At 52.3% G+C, this 13,586-nt stretch carries 18 protein-coding genes; all 18 read left to right on the forward strand.

What is annotated here, in order from left to right; translation table 11 throughout:
• Positions 1-224: 224 nt before the first annotated feature.
• Positions 225-458 carry an AtpZ/AtpI family protein gene (locus ACKGJP_RS00270; RefSeq protein ID WP_409343723.1) on the forward strand — a complete coding sequence of 78 codons (234 nt, stop codon included), beginning with the start codon at positions 225-227 and terminating at the stop codon, positions 456-458.
• Entirely contained in the window at positions 455-829 is a 375-nt protein-coding gene (locus ACKGJP_RS00275; protein ID WP_409343724.1) for an ATP synthase subunit I, read from the forward strand. Before ACKGJP_RS00270 ends, ACKGJP_RS00275 begins: the two co-directional genes overlap by 4 nt.
• A gap of 36 nt (positions 830-865) precedes the next feature.
• Positions 866-1,651, forward strand: coding sequence for a F0F1 ATP synthase subunit A (gene atpB / locus ACKGJP_RS00280; RefSeq protein WP_409343725.1), 786 nt, complete (start codon positions 866-868; stop codon positions 1,649-1,651).
• Between the two features lie 87 nt (positions 1,652-1,738).
• On the forward strand, positions 1,739-1,954 hold the full coding sequence (atpE, locus tag ACKGJP_RS00285) for a F0F1 ATP synthase subunit C (RefSeq protein ID WP_409343726.1): 216 nt from the start codon (positions 1,739-1,741) through the stop codon (positions 1,952-1,954).
• A gap of 195 nt (positions 1,955-2,149) precedes the next feature.
• Positions 2,150-2,635, forward strand: coding sequence for a F0F1 ATP synthase subunit B (gene atpF / locus ACKGJP_RS00290; protein WP_409343727.1), 486 nt, complete (start codon positions 2,150-2,152; stop codon positions 2,633-2,635).
• Complete coding sequence (locus tag ACKGJP_RS00295; protein ID WP_409343728.1) at positions 2,632-3,177, forward strand: F0F1 ATP synthase subunit delta; 546 nt, start codon at positions 2,632-2,634, stop codon at positions 3,175-3,177. Before atpF ends, ACKGJP_RS00295 begins: the two co-directional genes overlap by 4 nt.
• A gap of 16 nt (positions 3,178-3,193) precedes the next feature.
• A complete protein-coding gene (atpA, locus tag ACKGJP_RS00300) occupies positions 3,194-4,708 on the forward strand; it encodes a F0F1 ATP synthase subunit alpha (protein ID WP_409343729.1) in 1,515 nt (504 codons plus the stop codon).
• Between the two features lie 235 nt (positions 4,709-4,943).
• Positions 4,944-5,801, forward strand: coding sequence for an ATP synthase F1 subunit gamma (gene atpG, locus ACKGJP_RS00305; protein WP_409343730.1), 858 nt, complete (start codon positions 4,944-4,946; stop codon positions 5,799-5,801).
• 157 nt (positions 5,802-5,958) lie between these two features.
• A complete protein-coding gene (gene atpD, locus ACKGJP_RS00310) occupies positions 5,959-7,365 on the forward strand; it encodes a F0F1 ATP synthase subunit beta (RefSeq protein WP_409343731.1) in 1,407 nt (468 codons plus the stop codon).
• A gap of 83 nt (positions 7,366-7,448) precedes the next feature.
• Positions 7,449-7,850: a F0F1 ATP synthase subunit epsilon gene (locus tag ACKGJP_RS00315; protein ID WP_409343732.1), complete on the forward strand. Its 402-nt coding sequence runs from the start codon at positions 7,449-7,451 to the stop codon at positions 7,848-7,850.
• Positions 7,851-8,115: 265 nt separating this feature from the next.
• Positions 8,116-8,481 carry an NADH-quinone oxidoreductase subunit A gene (locus ACKGJP_RS00320; protein ID WP_409343733.1) on the forward strand — a complete coding sequence of 122 codons (366 nt, stop codon included), beginning with the start codon at positions 8,116-8,118 and terminating at the stop codon, positions 8,479-8,481.
• Positions 8,466-8,984, forward strand: a complete 519-nt coding sequence (locus ACKGJP_RS00325) for a NuoB/complex I 20 kDa subunit family protein (protein ID WP_409343734.1) — start codon at positions 8,466-8,468, stop codon at positions 8,982-8,984. The genes ACKGJP_RS00320 and ACKGJP_RS00325 overlap by 16 nt, the downstream gene beginning before the upstream one ends.
• Complete coding sequence (locus ACKGJP_RS00330; protein WP_409343735.1) at positions 8,981-10,048, forward strand: NADH-quinone oxidoreductase subunit C; 1,068 nt, start codon at positions 8,981-8,983, stop codon at positions 10,046-10,048. Before ACKGJP_RS00325 ends, ACKGJP_RS00330 begins: the two co-directional genes overlap by 4 nt.
• Positions 10,049-10,054: 6 nt before the next feature.
• Positions 10,055-11,155, forward strand: a complete 1,101-nt coding sequence (locus tag ACKGJP_RS00335) for an NADH-quinone oxidoreductase subunit D (protein ID WP_409343736.1) — start codon at positions 10,055-10,057, stop codon at positions 11,153-11,155.
• Positions 11,155-12,162 (forward strand): NADH-quinone oxidoreductase subunit NuoH, encoded by a 1,008-nt coding sequence (nuoH, locus tag ACKGJP_RS00340; RefSeq protein WP_409343737.1) that lies wholly within the window; start codon positions 11,155-11,157, stop codon positions 12,160-12,162. The genes ACKGJP_RS00335 and nuoH overlap by 1 nt, the downstream gene beginning before the upstream one ends.
• Before the next feature lie 22 nt (positions 12,163-12,184).
• On the forward strand, positions 12,185-12,640 hold the full coding sequence (gene nuoI, locus ACKGJP_RS00345; RefSeq protein WP_409343738.1) for an NADH-quinone oxidoreductase subunit NuoI: 456 nt from the start codon (positions 12,185-12,187) through the stop codon (positions 12,638-12,640).
• Positions 12,630-13,157 (forward strand): NADH-quinone oxidoreductase subunit J, encoded by a 528-nt coding sequence (locus ACKGJP_RS00350; protein ID WP_409343739.1) that lies wholly within the window; start codon positions 12,630-12,632, stop codon positions 13,155-13,157. The genes nuoI and ACKGJP_RS00350 overlap by 11 nt, the downstream gene beginning before the upstream one ends.
• Positions 13,158-13,159: 2 nt before the next feature.
• Complete coding sequence (nuoK, locus tag ACKGJP_RS00355; RefSeq protein WP_409343740.1) at positions 13,160-13,471, forward strand: NADH-quinone oxidoreductase subunit NuoK; 312 nt, start codon at positions 13,160-13,162, stop codon at positions 13,469-13,471.
• The last annotated feature ends 115 nt before the right edge of the window (positions 13,472-13,586 follow it).

The raw sequence follows: 13,586 nt of genomic DNA on the forward strand, positions 1-13,586 counted from the left end.
ATTTTCATGGCATATGCCGGACGGCGGCGCTCCAGTCAAGGGACAACCCTTCCGGCATGCCGAAAAAGCCCGCACCATACAGTGCCGCTGTCTGGTTTCCAAAACCGGGAAGCCTTGAAGCACAAGGGTTTTTCGCAAAATGTTCACGAAATGTTTGATATTTGATGAATTGACATTGCCACCATGCTCCGATACAATAAATGAGGATTGTTAGGGGTTGTGCCATGAAGAAATCGGATTCTTCCAACCAGAGTCCATGGCGGGCTGCCGGATTACTAGGAGCGATTGGTCTGGATGTTGCGGCCTGTACGGTACTCGGGTATTTCGGCGGACGTTATGCGGAAAGCATTTTCGGCGGAGGAAAGGGATGGGTAATCGGGGGCGTGCTGGTCGGCTTTTTCGTCGGCATCGCAACGGTCGTTCTAATCATAAGGAAATTTATGGAGGACGACAAATGATTGACTTATCGACCCATCTTCGGACTTTGCTGCGCGCAACTCTTTTTCTTATGGCTGCAGGACTTGTTGGTTGGGCGTTGGTCCCATGGATTCGCCCTTATGCGGCGGGAGTCATGCTGGGAGCGGTCGGCAGTCTCGTGAATGCGCATCTGCTGCGTTACAAGATTGAAATGCTTGGGCAGCAGCTTGTCGAGAAAACGCAGAAACGAGTCGGTCTAGGGTTTGTGGCGCGTCTTAGCGTGTCGCTGATTGCCGTTATGGTGGCGATCAAGCAGCCCGGAGTCGATTTGCCGTCGACGATCGTTGGTTTATTTTTTGCCCAAATGGTTACACTCCTTTTAGGCATTGTAACCATTTTTAAACGTAAGTAGCAATGCAACCCATTGGAAAGGGGTGAAAATGGACTAATGCATGAATTTCCTTTATGGCAAATCGGCGGATTGAACATCGACGTTTCTACTTTTTTGGCGATTATCGTGTCCTGTGTCGTCGTGTTCGTGCTGGCTCGCGTTGCAGTAAGCAACCTGTCAGTCGAAAACCCTTCCAAGATTCAAAACTTCATGGAGTGGGTCGTAGAGTTCGTACACAACCTGATAGCCAGCACCATGCCGCTTAACAAGGTAAAAACTTACCTCTCTCTCGGTATGACGCTGATTCTCTTTATCTTCGTTTCCAACTTGCTTGGCCTGCCTTTCGGTATCGTGACCGAGCATACGGAAGAAGTGAAGCTATTCGGACATACGTTAATCTCGCAAGAGATGATTCAAAAAGGGATCGACAAGGGCCATCACGGGGCGGAAGTGGCATGGTGGAAATCGCCAACCGCTGACGTATCGGTAACGTTCGGTCTTGCTGCGATCGTGTTCTTCTTGACGCATTTCCTTGGGTTGACGCGCAATACCAAGCACTATCTGAAACACTATTTCGAGCCGTTCCCTTTCTTTTTCCCATTGAACGTGCTTAAAGAGCTTTCGAAGCCGCTGACGCTCAGCCTTCGTTTGTTCGCTAACATTTTTGCGGGTGAAGTACTGATCTCGACCATTCTTATGGCCGGCGTCTGGGGAACTCCGCTACTTGCCGCTTGGCAAGGTTTCAGTCTTTTCGTAGGCGGCGTACAGGCGTTCCTGTTTACGATTTTGACCATGGTGTACATTGGCTCGGCAGCTATCCACAATGAAGAAGATCATCATTAAGAAGTTGTCGCGCTCATTTATGAGGCAAAGCCTCTCGGGTAAAACCCGTATATCTTAGATTCACCACTATGAGGAGGATGTTTACAAATGGAATTATTGGCAGCAGCAATCGCTATCGGTTTGGGTGCACTTGGCGCAGGTATTGGTAACGGTATGATCGTAAGCAAAACGGTAGAAGGTATCTCCCGTCAGCCTGAGCTCCGCGGTACGCTTCAAACGACAATGTTTATCGGTGTTGGTATCGTCGAGGTTGTTCCTATCATCGGCGTCGTTCTTGCATTCCTGATGTTCTTCAAAGCGTAAATCACATGCCCGTGTATTGGCGGGGAAGGCCTAAGCCATCCGCGCCTTCGTTTTGCCCAAGATTGAGCGGCGGTTACAACAGCAGGATAGGATAGCAACAGTGCGCCGATCTTGGGTCTTTTAAAGCGAAAGGGTGCTTGTGTACGACAAGCGTCGTTGATGATTTTTCGTAGGAATTGGAAGGGAGTGACAGGAATGTCTTGGCATTGGGAGTCGTTTGCATTTGCGATTTTGGCCTTTGCGATATTGTACTGGCTGCTGAACAGATACGCATTCGGACCGCTCTTCGGCATGATGGAGAAGCGCCGCGAAATGATCGCTCAGCAAATGAAATCGGCCAGCGATAACCGCGATCAAGCGGATAAATTGTTGGCGGAACAGAAACAAGTCATCGAAGAAGCCCGTAAAGAGGCTTACGCGATTATCGAACAGTCCCGCAGCATGAGCAGCAAGCAAGCGGACGAATTGATTCAACAAGCGAAAGCGGAATCCAACCGCATTAAAGAAGATGCGCTCAAGGATATCGAGAGCGAGAAGAATAAGGCAGTTGCAGCATTGCGCGGTCAAGTAAGCGCGATGGCGGTTATGGTGGCTTCGAAGATCATCGAGAAGCAAGTTGACGAGAAGTCGCAAGAAGAGCTCATTGACAAATACCTCAATGAGGTAGGAGGCAAGCTATGAGCAGCGGTTCGATCGTAGCAAAAAGGTATGCGCGTGCGCTGTTTGAAGTGGCGCGCGAGCAGAACCAGATTGCACAGGTAGAGGAAGAGCTGCGCTCGGTGCTCGCGGTCATTCGGGACAATCCCGATTTTGGCAAGCTGCTGCAGCATCCGAATATCGCATCCGCAGCAAAAATCGACATGGTCAAAGAAATATTCGGCGGCCAATTGTCGGATACCGTTTTTAACACGCTATGCCTGTTGTTGGAAAGACGCCGCGAGGATTCGCTTTCCTTCGTGCTTGACGCCTATATCGCGATCGCGAATGAGACGCTTGGTCAGGCGAATGCCGTTGTGACCTCGCCTTACGCGCTGTCCGACAAGGAAAAAGAAGAAATTACAGCACAATTCGGTAAGCTGGTCGGCAAGAAGATCCGGATTGAAAATGTTATAGACGCAAGCCTGATCGGCGGCGTACAAGTGCAAATCGGGGATCGTTTATACGATGGAAGCTTGTCCGGTAAGCTGACGAGGCTGCAAAACTCGTTCTCAAAAGCACAATAGTTAGGGGTGAGGTTCGTTGAGTATCAGACCTGAAGAAATCAGCACGCTGATTAAGAAGCAAATCGAAAATTATAAATCCGAAATTCAAGTCGTTGAAGTCGGAACGGTTATTCAGGTAGGTGACGGTATTGCCCGTGCACACGGTCTTGATAGTGTTATGGCCGGTGAGCTGCTCGAGTTCTCGAACGGCGTTGTGGGTATGGCCTTGAACCTCGAGGAAAGCAATGTCGGTATCGTTATTTTGGGACCTTTCAAAGATATCCGCGAAGGCGACCAAGTGAAACGTACCGGCCGTATCATGGAAGTTCCAGTAGGCGAAGAATTGCTCGGCCGCGTCGTTAACTCGCTCGGTCAGCCGGTTGACGGCAAAGGTCCGATCAACACGACGCAATTCCGTCCGATCGAATCTCCGGCACCAGGCGTAATGGCGCGTAAATCCGTTCATGAGCCGATGCAAACGGGTATCAAAGCGATCGACTCCATGGTTCCGATCGGCCGCGGTCAACGTGAGCTTATCATCGGCGACCGTCAAACCGGTAAAACGACGATTGCGATCGATACGATCATCAACCAAAAAGGCTCCGGCATGAAATGTATTTATGTCGCGATCGGCCAAAAGCAATCCACGGTAGCGAACGTCGTCGAAACCCTGCGCCGCAACGGCGCGATGGATTACACAATCGTCGTTACGGCAAGCGCTTCGGAACCGGCTCCGCTCTTGTTCTTGGCGCCGTACGCAGGATGCGCAATGGGCGAGTACTTCATGTACAAAGGCGAGCACGTGCTCGTTATTTATGACGACTTGACCAAGCAAGCTGCCGCATACCGTGAGCTTTCGTTGCTCTTGAGACGTCCACCGGGCCGGGAAGCTTACCCTGGTGACGTATTCTATCTTCACTCCCGTTTGCTTGAGCGCGCCGCTAAGCTGAACGATGAGCTGGGCGCAGGTTCCCTGACGGCATTGCCGTTCATCGAGACGCAAGCGTCCGACGTTTCTGCCTATATCCCTACGAACGTGATTTCGATCACGGACGGTCAAATCTTCCTCGAGTCCGACCTGTTCTACTCCGGCCAACGTCCGGCGATCAACGTCGGTATCTCGGTATCCCGTGTCGGTAGCTCCGCACAGATCAAAGCGATCAAAAAGGTTGCCGGTACGCTGAAGCTCGAGCTTCAACAATACCGCGAGCTGGCTGCGTTCGCGCAGTTCGGTTCCGACCTCGACAAATCGACTCAATCGATCTTGAACCGCGGCGCTCGTACGATGGAAGTGCTGAAGCAAGGCGTTAACGAGCCTTTGCCGGTTGAGAAGCAAGTCGTTGCTCTCTTCACGGTCATGAAAGGTCACTTGGATGAAACGTCGGTTCAAGACGTTATCCGTTTCGAAAGAGAGCTTCTGGCGTTCCTTGATTCGAGCCACCCGGAAATTCTCGCTTCGATCCGCGATACGAAGGATCTGGTTGCCGACAACGAGAAAGCGCTCGTTGAAGCGATCAATAAATTCAAAAGAAGCTTTGCGCCATCTGCTTAATCGTCATGATTGGCACGACGACCTGACGCTCCTAACCAAGCTGGCTTTCCGTGAGGAAAGCTTAGCTTGTGCCTAAGGGCTAACGGATCTGACTGCAGCGAGATGCGCAATACGAATAAGCTCCGTATCTTTGGAAGAAACGGAGCACATCTTTCTAATGAAGCTTTCCCCGTGGAAAGTTTAGCAGATGCTCTGCGAAGTAACTTGCTGACGCAAGTTTTAAGGTGGTGAAAGCATGGCAAAAGGGATGCGCGAAATTAAGCGCCAAATCAAGAGTAAACAAAATATGCGTCAAATCACGAAAGCGATGGAAATGGTTGCGGCCTCCAAGCTGAAGAAAGCGCAAAACGGCGCTGAAGCGGCACGTCCGTACGCGGACAAGATAAAGGAAGTAATCGGAAGCATCGCTGCAGGTACGAAAGGCATCAAGCATCCGATGCTGCAATCGCGCGAGGTCAAGAAGACCGGATACCTGGTCATCACGTCGGACCGCGGTCTCGCAGGCGGATTCAATGCCAACGTTCTGCGTAAAGTGATTAACACGATTCGCGAACGGCATAAGTCGAACGATGAATTCGCTATTTTCGTTGTTGGCCGTAAAGGCAGAGATTTCTTCAAAAGACGCAATATCTCTATCCACCAAGAAGTAACCGGACTTCCGGACGCTCCTTCGTTTGCTGACATCAAATCCGTAGCGGCTGCAGCCGTAAAAGGTTTTGAAGCGGGCGAATACGATGAGTTGTACTTGGTATACAACCAGTTCATCAATGCGATTTCGCAAACGCCGGTTGAGAAGAGATTGCTTCCTCTTGATGATATGAAGTCGAGCGGACCGACTACGGATTACGAGTATGAACCGTCTCCGGAGGCTGTGCTTGAGGTGCTGTTGCCGAAATATGCCGAAACGCTTGTTTACAGCGCAGTATTGGAAAGTAAAGCTAGCGAATTCGGCGCACGGATGACTGCAATGGGCAGTGCGACGAAAAATGCGACGAAGATGATCAACGGACTCACGCTCCAATACAACCGTGCACGTCAAGCGGCCATTACCCAGGAAATTTCCGAGATTGTCGCCGGCGCCAACGCCCTGTAAGGGAACGGTTGTTTGAACGATAGAACGAGCAAGTATGCTTTCGATGCCGTTTTGCTTACGCAAAACAGCTTATGCTTTCGAAGTCGGTTTGCTGAAGCAAACCGAGCTTATGCTTTCGATGCCGTTTTGCTTACGCAAAACGTTAGGAGGGAAAACAATGAGTAAAGGACGCGTAGTTCAGGTCCTGGGTCCGGTTGTCGACATCGAGTTCGAACGCGGACAACTGCCTGAAATCCTGAATGCGATCAAAATTCAGCAAAAAGCCCAATCGGCGAACGAACAAGACATCAACCTTACGGTTGAAGCTGCCGTTCACCTTGGGGACAACATGGTACGCTGCGTTGCGATGTCCTCCACAGACGGACTCGTACGTGGTGTTGAAGCCACTGACACGGGCGCTCCGATCAGCGTACCGGTAGGACCGGTTACACTGGGCCGCGTATTTAACGTACTTGGCGATCCGATCGACAACAATGGTGATGTTGATCGTACCATCGCGCATCCGATTCACCGCGAAGCGCCGAAATTCGACGAATTGACGACGCAAGCGGAAATGCTAGAAACGGGTATCAAAGTTATCGACCTTCTGGCTCCTTACATGAAGGGCGGTAAAATCGGTCTCTTCGGCGGTGCGGGCGTAGGTAAAACCGTAACGATGCAAGAGCTGATCCACAACATCGCTTCCGAGCACGGCGGTATTTCCGTATTTGCCGGCGTAGGCGAAAGAACGCGTGAAGGAAATGACCTTTATCACGAGATGAAGGATTCCGGCGTTATTTCGAAAACGGCGATGGTATTCGGACAAATGAACGAACCGCCAGGCGCGCGTCTTCGCGTTGCATTGTCCGGTTTGACGATGGCTGAATATTTCCGTGACGTAGAAGGCCGCGACGTTCTTCTGTTCGTCGACAACATTTTCCGCTTTACTCAAGCGGGTTCCGAAGTTTCCGCGTTGCTCGGCCGGATGCCTTCCGCGGTTGGTTACCAACCGACGCTGGCAACCGAAATGGGCCAACTGCAAGAGCGGATTACGACGACCAAAACAGGCTCCGTAACGTCGATCCAAGCGATCTACGTTCCTGCGGATGACTATACGGATCCGGCTCCGGCAACGGCGTTCGCCCACTTGGACGCAACGACGAACCTTGAGCGCGGTATCGCGGCAAAAGGGATTTTCCCAGCCGTTGACCCGCTTGCTTCCAGCTCGCGTATCCTGACGCCGCAAGTCGTTGGCGCAGAGCACTACGAAGTAGCGCAAGGCGTCAAACGGATTCTGCAGCGTTACAAAGAACTGCAAGATATTATCGCGATCCTCGGTATGGACGAGCTCAGCGATGAAGATAAAGTGACTGTCGGACGTGCACGTCGCGTCGAGCGTTTCTTGTCGCAGCCGCTTCACGTTGCCGAAGCGTTTACCGGTACTCCTGGTATCTACGTTCCGGTTAAAGAAACGGTTCGCAGCTTCAAAGAACTGCTCGAAGGTAAATTCGATGATCTTCCGGAAGCGGCATTCTTCAACGTCGGTACGATTGAAAATGCAGTCGAGAAGGCTCAAAAGCTGTAAGTTTTGACGAAAAAGAGCTATCTGCCCAAACCCTTGCCCAGAATGGGAGGGTTTGACGGCAAAAGCTCTTGGGAGGGTTCAGAGTGAGCAATTTTTTACTGGAAATTGTCACTCCCGAGCGCAAAGTATACGCGGATCATGCGAATATGATTATCGTGAAGGGAGTTGCCGGGGAACTCGGCATTTTGCCGAACCACATCCCTCTCGTTACTCCGCTGAAAGTGGCGCCGATTACCATTAAGAAAGACGGTAAAAACGAGCTTATTGCCGTAAACGGCGGCTTTATGGAAGTCCGTAAGGACAAAGTCGTCATTCTCGCGGAAAGCGCTGAGCTTCCGGGGGATATCGACGTGGAGCGTGCGAAGGCGGCAAAAGAACGCGCTGAAAAACGTCTTGATTCCAAGCAGGATGAGGTCGACTTCCGCCGTGCGGAGCTCGCCCTGCAGCGTGCTTTAAACCGGATTGATGTGGCTGGCAGGAAATAATATAAGGCATCGAGATGCAGGGGAGCGATCCTCTGCGTCTTTTTTCATTTGGAATACATATTATAGAAGGATAGGGCGCCGATGTAAAAATTGTAAACGGGCGATTTTTGCTGAAACTGGAAATGATTTAACGGCCAATGAATGAAAAATGCCGTGTTTACGCATCATGATAAGGGTTAAACAGGAAAAATCAGTTAGACACTACTGATCGCTTTTGTTATAATTGGGACGGAATTTAATCCAATCTACGGAGGGATCCGGCAGCATGTACATGAACAATTATGTCATTGTGGCCATTTTTATCGGACTGGGCATTTTCTTGCCTGTAGCCGCATTGACGATCGGCCGATTACTGCGACCAAGCAAGCCGGTCTATGAGAAATTGACCACTTATGAAAGCGGTAACGAGCCTGTCGGAGTCGGACAAGTCCGCTTTAATATCCGCTATTATTTGTTTGCGTTAATGTTTGTCATCTTCGATGTAGAGACGGTTTTTCTATATCCGTGGGCTGTCGCCTACAAGAAGCTGGGTTTGTTCGCGCTGGTTGAGATGCTGATTTTCGTTTCGCTGCTTGTGGTTGGTTTGATCTATGCTTGGAGAAAGAAGGTGCTGCAATGGACTTCTCTTTAGAATCGATTTCTCCGGAAGAAAGAAAAGAGCTGGAGCGCAACGTATTCATGACGACGCTCGAACAACTGAAGGCTTGGGCGCGAAGCAATTCGTTGTGGCCGCTTACGTTCGGCCTTGCTTGCTGTGCGATCGAGATGATGGGAACCGGCGGATCCCACTATGACCTGGACCGTTTCGGCGTCATATTCCGCACTTCACCCCGGCAGTCCGACGTGATGATCGTGGCCGGTACCGTAACGAAGAAAATGGCGCCGCTGCTGCGTCGTTTGTACGAGCAAATGCCCGAACCGAAATGGGTTATTGCGATGGGCTCTTGTGCGACCGCAGGCGGGCCTTATATAAAATCTTATGCCGTTGTAAAAGGCGTCGACCAAGTGGTCCCCGTCGATATTTATATTCCCGGCTGTCCTCCAAATCCGGCGGCGCTGATTTACGGGATTAACAAGCTTCAGGAGAAAATCCGTTACGAGGCGAAGACAGGGAAGCAGGTGACCAACCGATGAGCGAAGAGAAGAAGGATCCTGAAAGAAAAGAGGACGAAGCCTCTAAAGCAGTCGGGCCTGAATCGCCGGACGATAAAAAGGAAGCGGATTCATCTTCGGAAGCGAAACCTGACGAACTCCCAAAGGCGTTTGCTGACAAGGCTCCTGAGGAGCCAAGCCCAGAGCTTTCCACGCGCCCCGATAAGGAGCAGGAGAAGGCGGCCGGGCAAATATCCGCTGTTAGCGGCGGGATAGCTGCAGACGAGGCAGTGAAGCCTTCTGCGCCAGAGGCTGGAGCTGCGAAGCCGGCTGCAGAGGAAGGGAATAGCGATGCAGCTGCAAGTGTCGATCCGGAGAAGGAAGCGAAGATTAAGGCTGCTGCGGAAGCGAGAGAAGCCAGGGCAAGAGAGCGTGCGGCCAGAGCCGCGGAAGGCGGCGAAGGTGCAGCGGCACCTGCCGCGTCGTCCGAAGCCGGCGGAGACGCGGAGGCCGACAAGGAAGCCAAAGCGAAAGCAGCCGCAGAAGCGAGAGCGGCACGGGCAAAAGAACGTGCGGCTAAGTCGGGTGAAGGAGCGGACGGGGCGCCTGCAGCGCCGAAGGAGCCATCTCCCAAGCAGCCGGTGCTGGACCGCGCAGTTCAGCTTTTGAAGGAGAATGTTGCTCAGGATGCCGTAGAGGAATCCTCGATCAACGAGCGCGGCGGACACCGTCCGACAATCGTCGTAAAGGGCGAGCATTGGCCGGCTGCGGCTGAACTGCTGAAATCGCATGCGGAGTTCGATCTTACCTATTTACGCAACGTATCGGGCGTTGACATGGAGACGCATCTTGAAGCCGTCTATCACCTTATCAGTTTAAGCAGCAAAGAAGAGTACACGGTGAAGGTGAAGACGAACCGCGATGAGCCGACAATCCCGTCGGTGACGCCGGTTTGGTCTACTGCGAACTGGAATGAGCGCGAGATCTACGACTTGTTCGGCATCGATTTTCCGGGTCATCCCGATTTGAGGAGAATCATGATGTCGGACGACTGGGTCGGACATCCTTTGCGCAAAGATTATGAACCGCTCGATCCGGAGGTGTAACCGAACGTGATACGGACAGAAGAATTGCTGCTTAACGTCGGACCTCAGCATCCGAGTACGCACGGCGTATTCCGGATTGTGGTCAAGCTGGACGGCGAAGTCATCACCGAGGCGATTCCCGTTATGGGATATTTGCACCGGGGGACCGAGAAGCTGGCTGAGAACCTTACCTACACGCAAATAATCCCGTATACGGACCGGTTGGACTATGTCTCGGCCATGACGAACAACTATGTGCTCGTTAATGCCGTAGAGAAGCTGATGCAGGTGGAAATCCCGGAACGCGCCGAGTTTCTTCGCTTGATCGTGATGGAACTGCAGCGCGTAGCGAGCCATCTGGTATGGTGGGGCACCTACTTGCTTGATATCGGGGCGATGAGCCCGTTTTTGTTTGCGTTCCGCGACCGGGAGAAAATCATCGACATGTTCAACGAGCTGTGCGGCGCACGGTTGACCTACAATTATATGCGGATCGGCGGGGTGAAATGGGACGCACCGGAAGGCTGGATCGACAAGGTGCGCGAATTCGTCCCGTACATGCGTGACAAGATGGAAGAATATCAAACATTAGTAACCGGAAATGAAATTTTCCTGTCACGGATCAAAGGAATCGGCAAATATGACGCGCAGACGGCGATCGACTACGGCCTAAGCGGAGCAAACCTGCGCTGCACAGGCGTCGATTGGGATTTGCGCAAGGCGCAGCCGTACTGCATCTATGACCGGTTCCAGTTCGACGTGCCGGTGCGCAGCGGCGGCGATTGCTACGACCGCTATTTGATCCGGATGGAAGAAATCCGCCAATCACTGCGTATTTTGGAGCAGGCCGTAGAGCAATTTCCGGCGGAAGGCGATATCATGGGCAAAGTGCCGCGGGTGCTGCGCGTTCCGGAAGGCGAAGTGTATGCAGCGATCGAATCCCCTCGCGGCGAAATCGGCTGTCACATCGTATCGAAGGGGAAAGACAAACCGTACCGGTTGAAATTCAGGCGTCCGTCGTTCGTCAATCTGCAAATATTGCCCAAGCTGCTTGTCGGGGAAACGATGACGAATCTGATTACGATTCTCGGAGGCATCGATATTGTCGTAGGGGAGGTTGACGGCTAATGGAAAATCTGCTGAATGAACAGTTATCCTTGTGGAATTTTAGCGTCTTCCTCTTCTGGGGAGTCGTCCTGCTCGCGATCGTGCTGGGCTACGTTACTTACGCGATCTATTTCGAGAGGAAGATTCTCGGATGGATGCAGCTGCGGCACGGCCCCACCCGGACCGGCCCGTTAGGCTTGCTTCAAACCGTAGCCGACGTGACGAAGCTGCTGATCAAGGAAGACACGATCCCGCGGAAGGCGGAGCAGACGCTGTTCAAGCTAGCGCCGATCATTATGTTCATCCCTTCCTTTGTCGTCCTTGCGACCATCCCGTACACGAGCAGCTGGTTTTTTGCGGACCTGAACGTCGGAATGCTGTATTATGCGGCGCTTTCCGGCATCTCGACGATCGGCATCGTGCTGGGCGGCTGGGCGTCCAACAATAAGTATGCGCTGCTTGGCGGTATGCGTTCGGCTGCTCAAATGATCAGCTATGAGGTGCCGCTCGTCATTTCCGTTACCGGCGTTATCATGATGTCCGGGAGCCTCAATATGCGTACGATCGTAGCCGCACAAGAAGGGGCGTTCTGGCACTGGAACTTCCTCCCCCAAATTGTAGGCTTTATTGTGTTTATCATTGCGGCGGTTTCCGAGCTTAACCGGACCCCGTTCGACTTGCCGGAGGCGGAATCGGAGCTTGTTGCCGGTTATCACGTCGAGTATAGCGGTTTCCGGTTTGCCTTCTACATGCTTGGCGAATATGTGTATACGTTCGCGATCGCTTGCTTGACGACCGTCTTGTTCCTGGGAGGCTGGCACGCGCCGCTGCCGTTCCTTGACTTCATTCCGGGTATCATCTGGTACTTGCTGAAGTTTAGTCTCGTCGTTTTCTTCCTTATTTGGCTTCGCGGTACCCTTCCGCGGGTGCGCATCGACCAACTGATGAGCCTCGGCTGGAAGGTGCTGCTGCCGCTGTCCCTCGTCAACGTGATTATTACGGCTATCGTGATCGAGCTGACTAAATAAATAGTGGAGGGGTGAGTCGAGAATGAAAGGGATTATGAAAGGTTTGGGCTTTACGTTCAAAAACATGACGCGTAAAAAAATAACGTATGCCTATCCCGATGTGCCGCTCGTTATGCCGGACCGCTTCCGCGGCATCCAGCATTTCGATCCGGAGAAGTGCATCGTATGCAATGCGTGCGCGCGCGTATGCCCGACAGACTGTATTACGCTGACGGGGAAAGCGAACCCCGACCCCGAGAAAAAGGGAAAAGTCATCGATACGTACGATATCAATTTCGAAATATGCATTTTGTGCGATCTTTGTACGGAGGTATGCCCGACGGAAGCGATCGTCATGACGAACAATTTCGAGCTCGCTACCTATAGCCGCGACGATTTGTTCAAAAATCTGAACTGGCTGAACGACAATAACCAGCACATTCGCCAAGAAAACAACTCCGCCATGCCGAAAGGGGGCGCCAAAAAAGATGCTGAATAATCTTGCCGACTTTTTCTCCAGCGGCAGCAATCTCGTCTTTTTCGTCTTTGCGATCCTTGCCATCGGCGGCGCGATCTTCATGCTCAGCTTTACGCGTGTCATCCACATGGTATTGGCGCTGGCACTGACCTTCTTAAGCCTTGGCGGGCTTTACGTGCTGCTGGAGGCCGAGTTCGTCGCATTCGTGCAGGTGCTCATCTATGCGGGCGCGATTTCGATCCTGATGATTTTCGGCATCATGATGACGAAGCATCAAGGAGAGGAAGAAGAGCCGCGGCGGCCGGTCCATTCGATTTTGACCGGGGTGGGGGCGTTGGCGCTGTTCGGGATCCTGTTCTATGCGATACAGCAGGCGACGTTCCCGAGCACCGGCGGTTTCGATCCGGGGGAAGACAATACCCTTGAGATCGGCAAGCTGCTGTTCAATGTCCATGTCATACCGTTCGAACTCGTATCGGTGCTTCTGACCGTCGCGTTCATCGGCGCGATCGTAATCGCCAAAAGGGAGGAGGAGTAGCCATGAGCGGTACCATCGCTCCTTATTTGACGCTTGCCGCGATTTTGTTCTGCATCGGGCTGTACGGAGCGCTCTCCAAAAAGAATGCGGTCATCGTGCTCCTGTCGGTCGAACTGATGCTGAACGCCGTGAACCTGAATCTGGTGGCATTCTCCAAACTCGGCGTCAACCCGTCTCTGACCGGTCAAATGTTCTCGCTGTTCACGATCACGGTCGCCGCGGCGGAAGTAGCCGTAGGCATCGCGCTCTTGATCTCGCTCTACCGCAACAAAGGGACAGTCGACGTTAATGAAATGGATTCTATGAAGCACTAGGTTTTGTCGATTTAACAGATGTGCTTTCCTAACGGAAAGCCAAAGCTTGGCCTTACGATGCGAGTTTGCTCACGCAAACCTAGCTGTTGCTTACGATGTGGCTTTTCTTCCGAAA

The organism is Paenibacillus litoralis (assembly GCF_046244365.1).
Lineage (GTDB): Bacteria > Bacillota > Bacilli > Paenibacillales > NBRC-103111 > Paenibacillus_V.